General features: G+C 64.7%; 14 protein-coding genes. 6 read left to right on the top strand and 8 right to left on the bottom strand.

Annotated features, from left to right (window positions below; genetic code table 11):
* Positions 1-37: 37 nt before the first annotated feature.
* The gene (locus CT676_RS45130) at positions 38-424 is read right to left on the bottom strand and encodes a hypothetical protein (protein WP_244623075.1); all 387 of its coding nucleotides are present in this window, start codon (positions 422-424) and stop codon (positions 38-40) included.
* Between CT676_RS45130 and CT676_RS06235 the strand changes: the two genes are divergently transcribed.
* The gene (locus CT676_RS06235; RefSeq protein WP_244623077.1) at positions 419-1,432 is read left to right on the top strand and encodes a Spy/CpxP family protein refolding chaperone; all 1,014 of its coding nucleotides are present in this window, start codon (positions 419-421) and stop codon (positions 1,430-1,432) included. The genes CT676_RS45130 and CT676_RS06235 overlap by 6 nt on opposite strands.
* A gap of 118 nt (positions 1,433-1,550) precedes the next feature.
* Complete coding sequence (locus CT676_RS06240) at positions 1,551-1,910, top strand: hypothetical protein (protein ID WP_085399523.1); 360 nt, start codon at positions 1,551-1,553, stop codon at positions 1,908-1,910.
* Positions 1,911-2,038: 128 nt separating this feature from the next.
* Here CT676_RS06240 and ugpC read toward each other — a convergent pair whose 3' ends face one another.
* The 4 genes from ugpC to CT676_RS06260 all read right to left on the bottom strand — a co-directional run bounded on the left by ugpC (position 2,039) and on the right by CT676_RS06260 (position 6,429).
* A complete protein-coding gene (ugpC, locus tag CT676_RS06245) occupies positions 2,039-3,130 on the bottom strand; it encodes a sn-glycerol-3-phosphate ABC transporter ATP-binding protein UgpC (protein ID WP_063981580.1) in 1,092 nt (363 codons plus the stop codon).
* Positions 3,131-3,181: 51 nt separating this feature from the next.
* The gene (locus tag CT676_RS06250) at positions 3,182-4,033 is read right to left on the bottom strand and encodes a carbohydrate ABC transporter permease (RefSeq protein WP_085399493.1); all 852 of its coding nucleotides are present in this window, start codon (positions 4,031-4,033) and stop codon (positions 3,182-3,184) included.
* 3 nt (positions 4,034-4,036) lie between these two features.
* Complete coding sequence (locus tag CT676_RS06255; protein ID WP_063981581.1) at positions 4,037-4,966, bottom strand: sugar ABC transporter permease; 930 nt, start codon at positions 4,964-4,966, stop codon at positions 4,037-4,039.
* A gap of 149 nt (positions 4,967-5,115) precedes the next feature.
* Positions 5,116-6,429, bottom strand: a complete 1,314-nt coding sequence (locus CT676_RS06260; protein ID WP_063981582.1) for an extracellular solute-binding protein — start codon at positions 6,427-6,429, stop codon at positions 5,116-5,118.
* Between the two features lie 120 nt (positions 6,430-6,549).
* Here CT676_RS06260 and CT676_RS43870 point away from each other — a divergent pair, with 120 nt between their 5' ends.
* A complete protein-coding gene (locus CT676_RS43870; protein ID WP_161495774.1) occupies positions 6,550-6,723 on the top strand; it encodes a hypothetical protein in 174 nt (57 codons plus the stop codon).
* Between the two features lie 234 nt (positions 6,724-6,957).
* Here CT676_RS43870 and CT676_RS06265 read toward each other — a convergent pair whose 3' ends face one another.
* Positions 6,958-8,625, bottom strand: a complete 1,668-nt coding sequence (locus CT676_RS06265; protein ID WP_085399492.1) for a SulP family inorganic anion transporter — start codon at positions 8,623-8,625, stop codon at positions 6,958-6,960.
* 323 nt (positions 8,626-8,948) lie between these two features.
* A complete protein-coding gene (locus CT676_RS06270; protein ID WP_085399491.1) occupies positions 8,949-10,439 on the bottom strand; it encodes a caspase family protein in 1,491 nt (496 codons plus the stop codon).
* Between the two features lie 427 nt (positions 10,440-10,866).
* On the opposite strand from CT676_RS06270, the gene CT676_RS06275 reads away from it, so the two are divergent.
* From CT676_RS06275 to CT676_RS06285, 3 genes are read left to right on the top strand one after another with little or no spacing between them, the layout of a single operon-like run.
* Positions 10,867-11,898, top strand: coding sequence for a TRAP transporter substrate-binding protein (locus tag CT676_RS06275; protein ID WP_028147675.1), 1,032 nt, complete (start codon positions 10,867-10,869; stop codon positions 11,896-11,898).
* Position 11,899: 1 nt separating this feature from the next.
* The gene (locus tag CT676_RS06280) at positions 11,900-13,774 is read left to right on the top strand and encodes a TRAP transporter large permease subunit (RefSeq protein WP_224517443.1); all 1,875 of its coding nucleotides are present in this window, start codon (positions 11,900-11,902) and stop codon (positions 13,772-13,774) included.
* 12 nt (positions 13,775-13,786) lie between these two features.
* On the top strand, positions 13,787-14,764 hold the full coding sequence (locus CT676_RS06285) for a hydroxyacid dehydrogenase (protein ID WP_085399490.1): 978 nt from the start codon (positions 13,787-13,789) through the stop codon (positions 14,762-14,764).
* Between the two features lie 214 nt (positions 14,765-14,978).
* Here the strand turns inward: CT676_RS06285 and CT676_RS06290 are convergent, their stop codons facing one another.
* On the bottom strand, positions 14,979-16,145 hold the full coding sequence (locus CT676_RS06290; RefSeq protein WP_085399751.1) for an ABC transporter substrate-binding protein: 1,167 nt from the start codon (positions 16,143-16,145) through the stop codon (positions 14,979-14,981).
* Positions 16,146-16,361: the final 216 nt, after the last annotated feature.

Below are 16,361 nucleotides of genomic sequence, written 5' to 3' on the forward strand. Positions count from 1 at the left end.
GCGGGCGGCTGCGTCGCGGTCGCGGAACTTTCGGCAGTCAGGCCGGTTCCACCCCGTCAATTTCCGATGCCTCGATGGCGCGGCTCTGCGGGAGGATGCGATGTTGCGACCTGTCATTGGAATTGCCGTGATGGCGCTTGCCTGCATGCTGGCGGGCACGGCTCTGGGCAAGGGCGGGCACGGTGGCGGCCATGGTGGTGGGCACGGAGGCGGGCATGGCGGCGGCCATCACGGCGGCGGTCATGGTGGTGGTCATCATGGTGGCGGCCATTTTGGCGGTCATGGCTTCGGACACGTGCATGGCGGCGGGCATCATGGCGGGCCCCGCTTCGCAACGGGCGCGCGACATCGCGGCCCGAACTTCGGCCAGATCCGCAATGCGGCCGTCCGTCCTGCGAATTTTCGCAACGCCCTCAACGTGCATTCCAGCGCCTTCCGCAACGGCCGTCTGATCAGCAATCCGGCCGCGCGAGCCCAGATCGCGGCGGCGGCCGCACTCGCCGGCTGGCACGGCGCCAGCAGCGGGTGGTGGCAACATGCGGGCGGCGGTTATGGCTGGGTCGGACCGCTGTTCTGGCCGTTCGCCTACAACGATCTCTACGACTACACGATCTGGGGCGACGGTCTCGGCTTCTGGGGCTACGGCTATCCGGACATCTATGCCGGCATCTTCGGGCCCTATGGCTATAACGGTCTCTCGGCCTATCTGCCGCAGCGGCCGCAGGGACGGCGCCAGGCGCGCGGCGTCCCGCTGGATCGGCTCTGCGGCAGCGACCGCCGCGAAATCGTCGGTCTGCCGATCGACCAGATCGCCGCCGCGGTGCAGCCGACCGAGGCGCAAGGCGCAAGCCTCGACGAACTCGGCAACGCATCGATCCAGGCGTCCGAGATGATCCGCGCGTCCTGCCCGTCGCAGGTCGCGGCGACAGCGCCAGGTCGGCTGACGGCGATGCAGCAGCGCATCGAGGCGATGGAGAAAGCCGTCGATCTCGTTCAGCCCGCCCTCGATCGATTCTACGGCTCGCTCACCGACGAGCAGAAGGCGCGCTTCAATGCGCTGGCCGAGGATCAGCGTCGTGCGACGGCTTCCAACAACACCGGCGGATCGCTGGTCCAGAATTGCGCGACGCCTGCTGCGCTCGATTGGCCCAGCACTGACATCGAGGCGAGGCTTCATCCCAACGACACCCAGCGCGCTGCGCTACAGGTGCTCCAGGATACCAGCGCCAAAGTCAGCGCATCGCTCAAGGCGGCCTGCGAGCCCAGCGACGTGATGACGCCGCCGGCGCGAATGGCGGCGGTTCGCAAGCGGCTCGACACGATGCTCGACGGCGTCAAGTCGGTTCGCGCGGCGCTGGAGGATTTCTACGCCACGCTGAACGACGAGCAGAAGGCGCAGTTCGAGGCCATCGGACCACGTCGGACGCCCTGACTGCATATCGATAATACGTGGCGGAAAAATCGCCTCGCCGATCTCGATCGGCCTCTCTATGCTGGGCGAGGCGGGAGCGCGGAACTACGGCGGCTGGAAGACCATTGGTGACGGGGCGATGAAGTGGTTCGCAAAGCAGAAGCCGGCGGACATCTGGGACGAGACGATCGAAGGACCGCTCGGCGACATCGAGGCCGCCGAGCGCATCCGCGCGATCTGTGACGCCGCGGCCGCGAGCGCGGCCGGTTCGGCGCGCAACGACACGCGCGAAGGTGAGCGCTATGAACGCGCGGCCCAGGTCGCGATGGAAATCGCGATGAAGATCTCCGACGGGCTGATGCGCGATGACGCAGTCCATCGCATCGTCGATCTCTGCATGACAGCGAACGACCTCAAGACCGCGCAAATCCTGTTTCGCGCGATCCATGCCAGCTGGATCCGGGAGACGGTGCAGCGGGATCATCCGACCCTGGCCTAGAGGCGTGTACTCGTAAATCCGGTGTGCCCGGCAACGAGCCAAGTGCCATCGCGCTCTCCGGGCGTCATCGAAGCTGGTGACAAGAAGGCGAATTCCCGCTCACCGGTGGAATTGATCCTCTGCCGGGGTTAGATGGCCGCCTCGGTCTGCGCGTCGAAAACATGAAGCCTGGAAGGCCGCATGGCAACGCGCAGCCTGTCGCCCACCCTCACCCTCGCGGTCGGCTCGACGCTCGCCACCATGATACTCTCGCCGACCTTCATATCGAGCAGGATTTCCGAGCCGAGTTGCTCGACCACCTCAATCACAGCATCGAAGCATGAGTGGCCGAGATCAGCGCTACCCGCCACGGTAAGGTCCTCCGGCCGCACGCCGAGCATGACCTCGCGTCCGATATGGCCGCGCAGCCGCTGCGCGGTCTCGTCCGGCAGCTTGATGCGCAGGCCGGAGTTCTCGGCAATCAGCGATCCGTTCGCCTCGGTCACCGTAACGGCGGCGAAATTCATGGCCGGGGAGCCGATGAAGCCGGCGACGAACTTGTTGGCGGGCTGATTGTACAGTTCGAGCGGCTCCCCCACTTGCTGGACCACGCCGTCTTTCATGACGACGACCCGGTCACCCAGCGTCATGGCCTCGACCTGATCGTGGGTAACGTAAATGGCGGTGGTGCCGAGACGGAGATGCAGTTTCTTGAGCTCAACGCGCATCTGTACCCGCAGCTTGGCATCGAGGTTCGACAGCGGCTCGTCGAACAGGAACACGCGGGGGTGACGCACAATGGCACGACCCAACGCCACGCGCTGGCGCTGGCCGCCGGACAGCTGGCGCGGCTTGCGCGTTAGCAATTCACCGATGCCGAGGATGTCGGCCGCCTCCCGCACGCGCTTGTCAATCTCGGGCTTTTCGAATTTGCGCATCTTCAGGCCAAACGCCATGTTGTCGTGCACGCTCATGTGCGGGTACAGGGCGTAGTTCTGGAACACCATGGCGATGTCGCGGTCCATCGGCGCCAATTCATTGACCACGTTTCCGTCGATGGAAATGTCGCCGGAACTGATCGCTTCAAGCCCGGCGATCATTCTCAGCGTCGTGGTCTTGCCGCAGCCGGACGGTCCGACGAACACCACGAACTCCTTGTCGCGGATCTGCAGATTGACGTCTTTGACAGCGTGCACGCTGTCGTAGAACTTGTTGATCCCCTTGAGGACGACCTGGCCCATTCGCTCCACCCGCCTTCCGCATGCCCACTTTCCTGATGATCCGGGGTGCTGTCAGCCCTTCACCGATCCAGTCAGTCCTGCGACGTAGTGCTCGACGAAAAACGAATAGGCGATAGCAACCGGGATCGATCCGAGCAGGGCGCCAGCCATCAGCGGTCCCCAGAAGAATACATCGCCGCGGATCAGTTCCGATGTGACGCCGACCGGCACGGTCTTCTGTCCAGGCGAGGACAGGAAGACAAGTGCGTAGATGAACTCGTTCCACGACAGGGTGAAAGCGAAGATGCCGGCCGAGAGGATGCCCGGGATCGCCACCGGGATGACGATGTAGAGCATGGCCTGCCAGCGCGAGGCGCCGTCAATGCGCGCGCATTCCTCGAGCTCCTTGGGCACCGCCTTGAAGTAGCCCATCATGAGCCAGGTGCAGAACGGAATGAGAAAGGTCGGATAGGTCAGGATCAATGACCAGGGCGTGTCACCCAGCCGATAGTTGCGGATGATCTCTGCCAGCGGAATGAAGAGCAGCGTTTGAGGCACCAGATAGGTGATGAAGATGCCGGTGCCCAGGCTGCCTGCAAATGGAAAGTTCAGCCGCGAGAGAGCATAGCCGGCGAACACGCCGCACACGAGCGAGATGGCGGTTGACGCGAGCGCGATGAACGTCGTGTTCCACAGCCACGATGCAAACAGCGTCTCCTCGAACAGGTACCTGACATGGTCCCAGGTCGGGTTCCAGGTCCAGAACGGATTGTAGTTGATCGAATTCCAGGGTCGGTAAAGCTCGCCGTCCGGCCGCACCGAAGTGATCACCATCCAGTAGAACGGGAACAGCAGGAAAAGCAGGAACATCGCCATGGGGACGTAGAAGAACGCCCACTTTCGCCACCTTGCGCCCTCGATCATGGCTCAGCGGACCTCCACGCGGCGGATGTAGAGAAGTTGGATGATAACGACCAGAAACAGGACCGGAAACATGGCGAGCGAGATGGCAGCGCCCTCGCTTAGGAGGCCGGTGCCGATGCCGATCTGATAGGCGTAGGTGGCGAACAGGTGCGTTGCATTGGCTGGTCCGCCGCCTGTCATCACATAGACGATCTGGAAGTCGGCGAACGTCTGAATCACCGAGAACAGCACCACGACCATGGTCACGGGCAGCAGCAGGGGCCAGGTGATGTGCCAGAACCGCTGCCACGGCCTGGCACCGTCTATGGCGGCGGCCTCGCTAAGTTCGGGACTGATGGTCTGCAGGCCGGCGAGCAGGCTGATGGCGAAGAATGGCACTCCGCGCCAGATGTTGACGATGATGATCGAGATCATGGCGAGGTCTGGATCGCCAAGCCAATTGATCCGACCGCTGATCAAACCGAGATGGTAGAGGAGCCAATTGAGGACGCTAAATGTCGGGTCGAACATCCACTTCCAGGCGAAAGTCGAGAGCACGGTCGGGATGATGAAGGGCAGCAGGATGAAAGCACGGGTGAAAGCCTTGCCGCGGAAATTCCGGTTGAGCAGCATGGCCAGCCACAGCCCGAGCGCCAGCTTGAAGACGGTGGTTACGCCCGTATAAAGAAACGTGTTGTAGACGGAGGTGCGAAAGATCCCGTCATTGAAGATCTTGTAGAAGTTGGCGAGGCCGACGAACTCGCCTGGAACGCCGACGCGCGAGTTGGTCACCGACAACAAGATGCCGCGCAAGAACGGATAGGCGATGAACGTACCGAGCAGCGCCAGGGTCGGCACCAGCAGCACGAATGCGAGCCAACGCTCGTCCTCAAGCAGCCGGATTCTGGGCCGCGGCGCCTGCGGCATGTAGACTTGGGTCTCGGCGATCGCCATCTCGCTTCACCTCTAAGCGCACGCCAACAGACGCGTCATGCGAAACTTTGATCGCGCCGCCTCACAGAGAGACGGCGCACCGTACAAGTCCGAGACGCGGGGCGCGCGGCAGCCACTTCGCAGCCGTGCGACGTGCTGCGCACGTACTTTCAAGAATAGACCTTCTTGAGTTCGACTTCCGCCCATTTCACGGAATCCTCCGCCGGAGCGCCCTGGATCGCTTTGGCGTACATATCTGTGATGATGTATTTGGTGAGCACTTCGGCAGCCTTCTTGCCTGATGAGGGCAGAGGGTACCCGGGCGTCTGACCCAGGAGGCCGGCGATCTTGAAGGGCGCCATGACCTTGTCCTCTTCCCACAACTTGTGTTTCTCCCATTCGTGGGTCGGCGGTGTCGCGAAACCTTTCTGGGAGACGAACCACGGCTCGTAGTTCGCCTTGGTATGGACCCACTTCAACAACGCCTTCGCACCGTCCTGATTCTTCGAATAGTTCGGAATGACGTGAGAGAAATAGGTGTGCATGGCGAATTGGCCGGCCGGGCCTTTGGGCAACGGCGAGTGCTGGATGTCGGTCTTCAGCTGTGCGCCTTTTTCAGTAATATATTTGTCGGGGTTGCGCAGCGATTCGATGTAGATCGAAGCGCCGTTGAGGGTGGCGCAGATGGTTTGCGACAGGAACGCACGGTTGTTGTTGGTGTCATCCCAGGCAAGCCCGCCCTCGTCGTGGGCTTCCTTCCAGAAAGCCGTCATGAACTTGACGGACTCGATGACCTCTTTCTTGTTGATGTTGACAGTCTTGCCGTCCTTCTCGACCTCAGTGCCGCCCCACGACCACATGTACGGGTAACTGAACGTCGGCGCGTCACCGAACGTGTGGCCGAGCGTCTGACCGATCGGCCGGCCCTGGGCCTTGAGCTTCTTGCCAACCTCGCGATACTTCTCCCAAGTGTCCGGGAAGGTCGATGAGCCGATCTCATCGAACCAGGATTTTCGGTAGGCGATCATGGCGCCGACGATGGTCCACGGCAAAGAGATCCATTTTTGGCCGTCGGCGGAGTTGGACTTGCACAGATCATAATAGCCATCTTCGGCCTCGCTCACACGACCTGCGATGTCGGACAGGTCGATGACGCTCTCCGAATAGATCTGCGGGTGGTTATTGAAGAGCATGATGATGTCGGGACCTGAGCCCGACTGGATCGCCGAGGTGATGCGCGGCTGCAGGTCATTGCCATTCACAGTCTCGAGATTGATCTTGATTCCCAGCGCCTTCTCGGCAGCAGGCAGCAGCTCCTTGCGCAATAGCTGATCGGAAGCTGGCACGAAGTCATTCCAACGCAGCCAGTGTACCGTGGTGCCCTGTGCAAAAACGGGAGCCCTGCCAGTGGCCAGGATGCCGGCCATGCCGCCCACAAGCGCCGTGCCGCCCTTGAGGATGTTACGTCGGGTTACCGTCGTCATGCATTCCTCCCTCGGTGTGTCTGAGCTAATATCCTTTGGCCAGTCTAACGCCGGCCTGGAGTGCCTTTCAGTCTATCGCGCCTCCGTGGCTCAACGCATGCGCCCGCGACAACGTGCGCATTGCATTGGCTCGATGATCCTTTGGTGGCCTTCCACTTGCAGCGCCGGGGTGGCGAGTTCGCCGCGAACCAGGGGGCGTTCTTCGCGGAGCAGCGGCGCGATTGCATCGCACCCAATCGTAACGGCGATACGATCGGCGGCCTGGATCATGTCGGCGCTGCAGCCAGCGCTTGAACCCTACCGTCATAACGATCCCTCCCGCGCAGCGACGGTATAGCCGCGGCCAAGCGGGTTTTCCCCGTCTTATATGAAGTTCGGTACCGGAAGCTGGCGCGACATCATTGTCGCCCGTCGCGGCAGGAAATCAAGTGCTAGCTTTGACGCGGCGGCCATGGGCTCACTCCGCGAACTGGCCGGCGACCAAAAGTATCGCTCCCTTTGGGGCGGCGGACCGAGTGAAGGCGGTGGTTATTTTGCCAGCTTGCGCACGGCCTCATCGACGCTGTGGAAGACGTGTTCGCGGGGCAGGGCGTCGAACAGTCTGAAACGTTCGAACGCGTTCTGCGCGCGCACCGATTCCAGCCGCGCCAGCGCGACGGTGACGCCCTGTTCGCTGCACGCCTTGAAGACGTCGAGCAGGATCTGCGCGGCGGTGAAGTCGATCTCGACCATGCCGCTCGCCTCCAGCACCAGCAGTTGCGGCGTCGAGGTGCCGAGCACCTTGGCCACGTCGCTGCGAAAACCCGGCGCGTTGAGGAAGGACAGCGGCGCCTGGAGCCCAATCACGGCGACGCCGGCGACGCGCTCGCCGGTGATGTGCGGATGCGCCGGCCACCAGATCGTGGTGCCCGGCACGCGCTCGAACTCGACGAGCCGCGCGCGCGTCGTGCTCCAGATGCCGTGCAGCAGCGACAGCACGATGCCGAGGAAGGCGCCCTGCTGGATCGGCAGCACGATGATCAGCGCGGCAGTGGCGACGATCAGCAGGAACTCGCTGAACGATTGCCGGTAGATCATGGCGATCTGCTTCACCCGGATGATCCGCAGCGCCACGAACAGCAGGATGCCGCCGAGCGCGGCGTCCGGAACGTGCTGCAGCAGCCCCGTCCCGAACGCGAGCAGCGCCAGCACGATTGCCCCGGCCGCAAGGCCCGCGAGCTGCGATTGTCCGCCGGTCTCGACAACGATCCCGGTTCGCGGCGGGCTGGCATTGACCGGAAACGCGCCGAACAGGCCGGACAGCACGCTGCCGGCGCCCGCACCGAGGAAGTCGCGGTCGACATCGGCAGGCTTGTCGGGATCGGACGGGAACGACCGCGTCGTCGCCGCGGTCTGCACCATCACCACGACCGTGATGACGAAGGCGAGCGGCACCAGGCGCACCCATAGCTCCGGTGCCAGGTCAGGCAAGGTCGGCCGCGGCAGCGTGCCCGGCACCGCGCCGACGACGCTGACGCCCTTGCTTTCGAGGCCGAGCGCGATTGTGGCCAGCGTCGCGGCGACGAGCCCGATCAGCGCGCCCGGAATTTTCGCGCTGACCCTCTCGGCGATGAAGACCACGGCGAGCACACCAAGCCCGATGCAGAGCGTGAAGGGGTTCGTGCGGCCGAGTTCGGTCGCGAGCACGCCGATGCGTTCGAGTGTCGGCCCGCTTGGTGATGGAAGCCCGAGCACGCCCGGCAGTTGCGAGACGATGATGTGGACGGAGATGCCGGCGAGGAAGCCGACCATCACCGGCACGGACAGAAGATTGGCGATGCCGCCGAGGCGGAAAGCGCCGCTGGCCAGCATCATCGCGCCGACCATCAGCGCCAGCGCGATCGCAAGCCCCTGATACTCAGGCGAGCCGGTGGCAGCGAGCGCGGCAAGTCCGCCGGCGAAGATCGGCGTGATCGTGGAATCCGCGCCGCAGGACAGGAAGCGGTTGCCGCCGAGCAGCGCGAAACCGAGCGAGCCCGCCATGAACGCGAAGAAGCCGATCTGCGGCGCAAAACCGCCGAGCCGCGCCGTGGCCATCTGCTCGGGGATCGCAATCGCCGCCAGCGTCAGGCCCGCCATGAGGTCGCCGGGCAGGGCATAGGACGCGAGTGACCGGAACAGCGGCCATGAGCTCTTGGCGGGCGCGTCGTGCGGCATCGATATGGAATCCCCGGAAAGGCTGGCGTCAGCAGATCAGCCTACAGTACTTCCGGAAGGCCACAGAAGGCGAAATATCCGCAACTCTCGTGTCCCGGACGCGCTGCAACGCCCAGCGTTGCTGCGCAGAGCCGGGACCCATCGCGCCGCACAGTTCGCTGGTACATGGGCCCCGGCTCTGCAGCGCACCGCACCGGACGATGCGTCGCATCGCCGGGAGCGCTGCGCTCCGTCCGGGGCACGAGAGTTGCTGGCCGCTCACCATCAACAGAAATGTCCGCAGGCAGGGCCTGCGGACATCCATTCGCTTGGTGAACTGGGGCTCAATACCTGCCGCGGTTGTAGTCGCCGCGTCCGTAGCCGCCTCCGCCACGGCCGCCCATACCCATGCCGAGACCAATCCCGACGCCAATTCCGACGCCCACGGCTTCAGGTGGCGGGCCAGGTGGCGGCGCGCGCTCGTAGATCACTTCGTCGGGCGGCGGCCGGCGCGGCTTCGGCGGCGTCTCGACCACCTTTCGCTTCGGCGGCGTGTCGTCGACGCGCTTCTTGATGACGGGCGCCACCGCCGGATTGACCGGCGTTGCCGGTGTCGACGGCGCCGAGCACGGGCAGGTTGGGGCCATTGCGACCGCGACCGGAGCAGGGGCCGCTGCGGCCGCGACCGGCAAGGCATAGTTGCGGTTCTGCACGCGGAGCAGCAGCCGGCGCGCGGTTGCGGCGAGGTCGCTGTTGTCCCAATTCGCCAGATAGGCCTCGAACGAAGCGCGCGTGTTGATGGCGGTGGCGCGCTCCCAGGCCAGCATCTGGCGCCGGCGCTCCAGGATCGTGCGCAGGCGCGGCGTGTAGGAGGCCTGTGCGTAGAGCTCGACATAGGCCTGATACGCCTCGACGGTGTCGTCGGCGATCACCAGCTCATAGGCAGCCTTCGGCTCCTTGCCCTGCAAATCCTTGCGCCAGTCCGCGACGCTGCGCGTGCCGCTGGCGAGTGCCATGGCGGATGCGCCCGGGAGAGCAGGCTGTCCGCCGCTGCTCTCGCCGCCGAAGAACTTGAAGTCGGTCGTCAGCGACGAGCTTTCCCAGGGGATCTGCCGCCCGTCGGTCGATTGCGCCACGGCGATGCGGATGCGCTTGAACACTTCCTCGATCGGCAGGTTGGGCTGCTTGGCGACGGTCAGCGCGGCCGTGGTGTAGGGGCTGTCGACGCCGGAGCCGTCCTCTGCTTCCGCGCCGGGCGAGGTCGAATAGGAGATGAAGGAGCCGGGTGCACCGGCCTTGGTGTCGACGATCGCGAGCCCGTGGCCGGCGCCGCTGAGCGCCGGGAACGGATTGTTGCGGCAGGCGTCGAGCATGAAGATGCGTGCCCGCGTCGGCAGCGCGCCGAGCGTGTTGAGCAGATCGTTCAGCCGTACGCCCTGGAGCGGAATATCGGCCTCGCGCTTGGGATCGAGATCGACCGGCACCAGATAGTTCTCGCCGTCGATCTGGAGGCCGTGGCCGGCATAGAACACCAGTGCGACGGTGTCGGCGCCGCTGGCGCTGACCTTGCCGGCGAAATCGGAGATCGCAGCGCGCATCTCGTTCTGCGCCAAATTGGCCGCCGTGGTGACGGTGAAGCCGGCATTGCCGAGCAGCTCCGTCATGCCCCTGGCGTCGTTGGCTGCGTTGGGCAGCTCCGGCACGGTGCGATAGGCCGATTGACCGATCACGAGTGCGAGCCGCGCCTCGGCGTCGGCGTCCGTCGGTGTCATCAATTGCGCGAGCGCGACAAGGCTGGAGGCAAGAAACAAATTGCGAAGGACTGGACGGCGCATAGTGTCACCTCCATCGGCAATGCGCGCGATGATGTCACCTTTTCTAGGTCGCGGCCACGCGTCTGTCTGTGCACTGGATCACGCAGCAAGCTGCGGCAAAATGGGGCAGGGCGTCTGCCGGAGCCGCCGGGTATCGCTCCGGCGGCATCCATGTGAATTGCGCATTGATCCATGCACCAATTGGATTGATCCCCGCTGTTGCGCGAAGCGTCCTGTCGCACATCGGCCACCAGGCCGATCCGATCGAGAATCCCGGACAAACATGGTTGTTTTGACGGCGCCGATGCCGTCGATGCTCGCGACACGCCGCTTTGCGACGGCCGGCTGCAACCCTTGCCTGCCCCGTCGCTTTGGCCATACAGTCCGCGCAACAGGCCGCGGCAGCGATCTCGGCCGTAAACAAGAATATTCGGGGAGAGACCGCGCCATGACCATCGTGCCCGTGAGCCGTCGCACGTTCATCAAGTCGTCGACGGCGGTTACCGCCGGCCTCGTTCTCTCTCCCGCCATCATCGGTCGCGCCGAAGCGGCGACGCTGAAGCTGAAATGCTCCTCCTCGCTGCCGAACGATCCGAAATACGCCAACGGCCGCGTCTACTACGACAACCTCGTCAAGAACCTGAAGGGCAACGGGCTCGGCGAGCAGGTCGAGGTCGCCTTCTTTCCCGACAACCAGCTCGGGCAGGAGATCGACGTCATCAATTCGGTGAAGCTCGGCGTCATCGACCTCATGGTATCGGGTTCGTCGATCTCCGCCAACCTGGTGCCGCTGGTCGGCACCTTCGATCTCGGCTTTCTGTTCTCGAGCTTCCCGCAGCAGACCAAGGCGTTCGATTCCGGCGCCGCCAAGCCGATCGAGGACGCGCTGCTCAAGAGTGGCAACATCCGCATCATCGCCTGGGCCTATAATTTCGGCTCACGCAGCGTGCTCGCGAGGAAGCCGGTGAAGACGCCGGAGGATCTCGCCGGCCTCAAGATCAGGACGCTGCCGAATCCGGTGATCACGGAATGCCTGCGCCTGATGGGCGCCGCCGCGACGCCCCTGGCCTTCGGCGAGATCTACACGGCGCTCCAGGCCGGCGTGCTCGACGGGCTGGAGCACGATCCGCCGACGATCCTGGCCAGCAAGTTCTTCGAAACGGCAAAATTCTACTCGCTGACGCAGCACAATTTCTCGCCGCTCGCGATCTACTTCAGCGACGTGACCTACAACCGCATGGATCCGAAGCTGCGCGAGGGTTTCCTCGATGCCGCCAAGAAGGCCGCGGCCGACACGCGTGCCCATGGGCTTGCGGTCGAGAAGGAGGCGCTGACGGCTTTGACCGAGAAGGGCGTGACGGTGGCCGAATGCGACCGCGAAGCCTTCAAGAAGCGCGTCGCGCCGCAGCACGAGAACTTCATCAAGGCGCGGCCGGAGTCCAAGCCGGTCATCGACATCATCCGCGCGACGCAAGCTTGAGATGACCAAGTCTGAGATGGCGTTGACAGCCGCCGTGCCCCTCTCGGGCGGCCGCCACGGGAGCATTACGCTGCTGCTTCGCCTCAGCGACGCGATTGCGGCCATCCTCCTGGCCGCCGATCTCGTGGTCGTCTGCGCGTCGGTGCTGCTGCGCTTCTGCTTCAATGCGCCGGTCGAATGGTCTGACGACGTCGCGCGCGGCCTGATGGTCGGCTCGGCCTTCTTCGGCGCAGCGAGCGCGCTCGCGCGTGGCGAGAATGTCGGCGTGTCCTTCTTCCGCGATCTGCTGCCGGTGCGGCTGCGCACGCTGGTCGATGCCGCGAGTGCGCTTCTGGTCGTGCTGATCTCCGGCTATGTCGCCTACAACGCCATCAAGCTGGGATCGTTGACTTCAGGCCAGACCACCGGGTCCGGCCTGCCGCTGGAGCTGACCTTCTACCCGATGGGCATCGGCGCGCTGTTCATGACGGTGTTCGCGATCGACCAGCTCTGCGCGCGGCCGCTGCCCGACATCGTCAGGGGCCTCGTTGCCGTCGTCATCGTCAGCGGCCTCTATCTCGCCTGGGATTATCTGTCGCCGTCCACGGTGCCGTCGGCGGGCACGCTGATGTTTATCGGCTTCTTCGCAACCCTGTTCGGCGGATTGCCGATCGGCTTTGCGCTGGCGCTGGCCGCGCTGATCTTCATCTGGGTCGAAGGCGCGCTGCCCGGCGTGATCTTCGCCCAGCAGATGGCGCGCGGCATCGACAATTTCGTGCTGCTCGCGATTCCCTTCTTCATCCTCGTCGGCTACCTCATGGAAGCCAACGGCATGTCGGTGCGGCTGATCGAGTTGCTACAGCGCGGCGTCGGCCGTATGCGCGGCGGCCTGAATGTCGTGATGGTGGCCTCGATGGTGCTGTTCTCCGGCATCTCGGGCTCGAAGATGGCGGATGTCGCCGCGGTCGGCTCGGTGCTGATCCCGGCGGCGCGACGCTCGAAGCAGAACCCGGGCGGCGCGGTGGCGCTGCTTGCCGCATCCGCGGTGATGGCGGAGACCATTCCGCCCTGCATCAACCTGATCATCCTGGGTTTCGTCGCGAACCTGTCGATCGGCGGCCTGTTCGTCGCGGGGCTGTTGCCGGCGGCGCTGATGGCGCTGGTCCTGATCGCGGTGTCCATCATCTTCGGCAAGCGGCCGGCGGATACCGAGGACGTTGCGCCGCAGATGCCGGTGTCGGGCCTGTGGAGCGGCGCCATCGCCTCGTTCGGCCTGATCTTCATGATCTTCTTCGGCTTCAAGAGCGGATTTGCGACGGCGACGGAGATCTCCGCGTTTGCCGTGGCCTATGCGCTCGTCGTCGGCAGCGTCGTGTTCCGCGAGCTCACCTTTAGGTCGGCCGCACACAGCTTCGTGCAGGGCGCGACGCGCGCGGGGCTCGTGCTGTTCATCGTCGCCGCGGCGCAGTCGCTGGCGTTCACGCTGACCTTGCAGCAGGTGCCGCATGCGGTCGGCGATTTCATGCTGGGACTGTCCAAGACCTCAGGCGTCTGGCTGTTCATCCTGCTCGCGATCGCGGTGCTGATCGTGATGGGCTCGGTGTTGGAAGGCGCGGCCGCGTTGATCATCTTCGGGCCGCTGCTGCTGCCGGTGGCCGTGCAGCTCGGTGTCGATCCCCTGCATTTCGGCGTCGTGCTGGTCATCGCGATGGGCATCGGCCTGTTCGCGCCGCCGCTCGGGCTCGGACTCTACGGCGCCTGCCTGATCGGCAACGTGCCGATCGAGCAGACGGTGAAGCCGATCATGGGCTATCTCGGCCTGTTGTTCCTCTGCCTGCTCGTCATAGCCTTCGTGCCATGGCTCTCGACCGCGCTGCCGCGGGCATTCGGCTATTAAGGGAGTCTCGTCTTGAAAGTGTTGCTCGCCCATACGCCGGAGATGCGTCGCAATTACTACGGCGACCGCAGCCTGAACGGCCTGCGGGCAGCCGCCGAGGTGATCCTGCACGAGAGCGACGATACGCTGGACGCGGTTACCCTCGTGCGTGCGGCGAAAGATGCCGACATTATCGTCGCCGACCGCATGACGGAAGGGCGCGGCGAGATCTTTGCGCAACTGCCGCGCCTGCGTGCCTTCGTCCGCTGTGCCGTCGACATCCGCAACGTCAATGTCGATGCGGCCTCGCAAGCCGGCGTGCTCGTGACGCGGGCCGGTCCCGGCTTCGTGCAGGCGGTGGCCGAGCTTGCGATCGGCTACATGGTCGATCTCTCCCGCGGCGTCTCGCGGGCGACGGCGGATTACCAGGCCGGCCGCGAGGTCGAGGCGCGGATGGGCCGCCAGCTCGCCGGCAGCCGGATCGGCATCATCGGCTATGGCAGCATCGGGCGCTATCTCGCCGAAATCGCCAAGGTGATGCGCATGGAGGTGCTGGTCTCCGATCCCTTCGCTGATGTCAGCGACAGCGCGATCCGACAGGTCAGTCTCGACGAGCTTCTTGGGGCCTCCGACTATGTCGTCTGCCTCGCCATCGCCAACGAGAAGACCGAGAATTTGATCGGCGAGGCGGCGCTGGCGCGCATGCAGAAGTATGCCGTGTTCATCAATCTCTCGCGCGGCAATCTCGTCGACGAGGCTGCGCTGGCACGCGCGCTGCGCGAAAACCGCATCGCCGGCGCGGCGATGGATGTCGGCCGCGCGCCCGACCAGATGCCGAGCCCGGAGCTGGCGAGGCTTCCCAACGTTATCGCGACGCCACATGTCGGCGGGCTGACGCCACAGGCGATCGAATACCAGTCGCTGGAAACGGTGCGGCAGGTCGAAGCGATCGTCAAAGGCGAGGTCCCGCAAGGCGCCGTCAACGCCGACCGCTGGACGCGGCGGCCTTGAAGACTTACTAGCCGACAGCACAGCTCTCTCCGTTCCCTCTCCCCCTTGCGGGGGAGGGGCAGGGAGAGGGGTGCCGCACGGGGATTCTTTCCGTCGCGCACCGAGCGGTGCATCGTCGGCAACAAGCACCTTTTCCTGGGCTGCCCCTCTCCCCAACCCTCCCCCGCAAGGGGGGAGGGAGCGCACCTTTTTCGTGGCGCTAGTCGGGGCTAGCCTACAGCCGGTCCACCGCCCTGAACGTCCCGTCCTTCTGGATCACGGTCAAGAACACCTTCAGCGGCGCGTCGGTCATGCGCGCGCCGACGGTGACGATGCTGCCGCTGATGTCGAAGCGGCCGACGTCGTTGATGGCGCGCAGGAGGCTCGCGCGGGTCGGCTGCGGCCCGGCCTTCTCCAGCGCCGCGGCCGCGAGGCGGCCGGAGAGATAGCCTTCGAGCGAGACGAAGTCCGGTGTCAGCGTCGGGTCGAACGCGTTCTGCGCCGCCTGGTAGTCGGCGACGAGCTTTTGCGAGCGATCCCAGGGAAACGGCACGACCTGCGAGACGATGACGCCTTCGCCGTCGGGGCCGAGCTCTCGGGCGAGCGCATTGGCGCCGACGAAGGAGATGTTGACGAAGGTCGGATGGAAGCCGCTGCGATGCGCGAGCTTGATGAACTCCGCGCAAGGGCCGTAGGTCCCGACCATGACGACGGCTTCGGGCTCGGCGCGCTTGATCATGCGCCAGGCCGCGCCGACCGCGCGGGTGTTGCGCTCGAAGGTGCCTTCGGCGGCGAGCTCGAGGCCGCGCCTGGCGAGTGCGCGCTTCACGCCGGCGAGACCGTCGCGTCCGAAGGAATCGTCCTGATAGAAGATGCCGATGCGGGTGAAGTGGCGATCCTCGGTGAGGTGCTTGACCCAGGCCTCCGCTTCAGCGCCATAGCTTGCGCGAATGTTGACGACGTTCGCAAGCTCGAGGTCGCGCAGGAATTCAGCGCCGGTGAAGGGGCCGATGAAGGGGATGTTCCTGGTGCTGGTGATCGGTATCGTCGCCATCGCGGTCGGCGTGCCCACCGCGCCGATCAGCGCGAACACCTTGTCGTCCTCGATCAGCCGCAGCGTCTGCGCCACCGAGCGGTCGGGATCGTAGCCGTCGTCGCGGCTGATGAGCTGGAGCCTGCGGCCGTGGACGCCGCCCTTTTCGTTGATCTCGGTGAATGCCGCGACGATGCCTTGCCGCATCCGCTGTCCGAGCGCGGAGGAGGGGCCTTCGAGCGCGGCGGCCTGGCCGAACAGGATTGTATCGTCGCTGACGCCGACCTCGTCGCCTTTCGCTGCAGGATTGGCCGCGGCGAGTAGCGCGACGGCCAAAGCGACGCAGGCCGCTGATCGCGATCGTGTCATGAGGATGCTTGCCGGATAAGGGAATACCTGCCGGAAACGATAGTCCCGTCGTCCTGAACAGCTCGCTAACCCCTGATGTAACGGTGCTCCGTAGGACTCCGGGGAAAAGCGGCAAATTGCTCGCACAATGGGCCCTGCTTGCAGGCCAATCGTTAACTAAGCCACGCAATGCGCGACGACCCGGTTTCGAAATTGTGCGGTTCTTAACCGCGATCC

The sequence above is a fragment of the Bradyrhizobium sp. MOS001 genome, from assembly GCF_004634465.1.
GTDB classification, from domain to species: domain Bacteria; phylum Pseudomonadota; class Alphaproteobacteria; order Rhizobiales; family Xanthobacteraceae; genus Bradyrhizobium; species Bradyrhizobium barranii.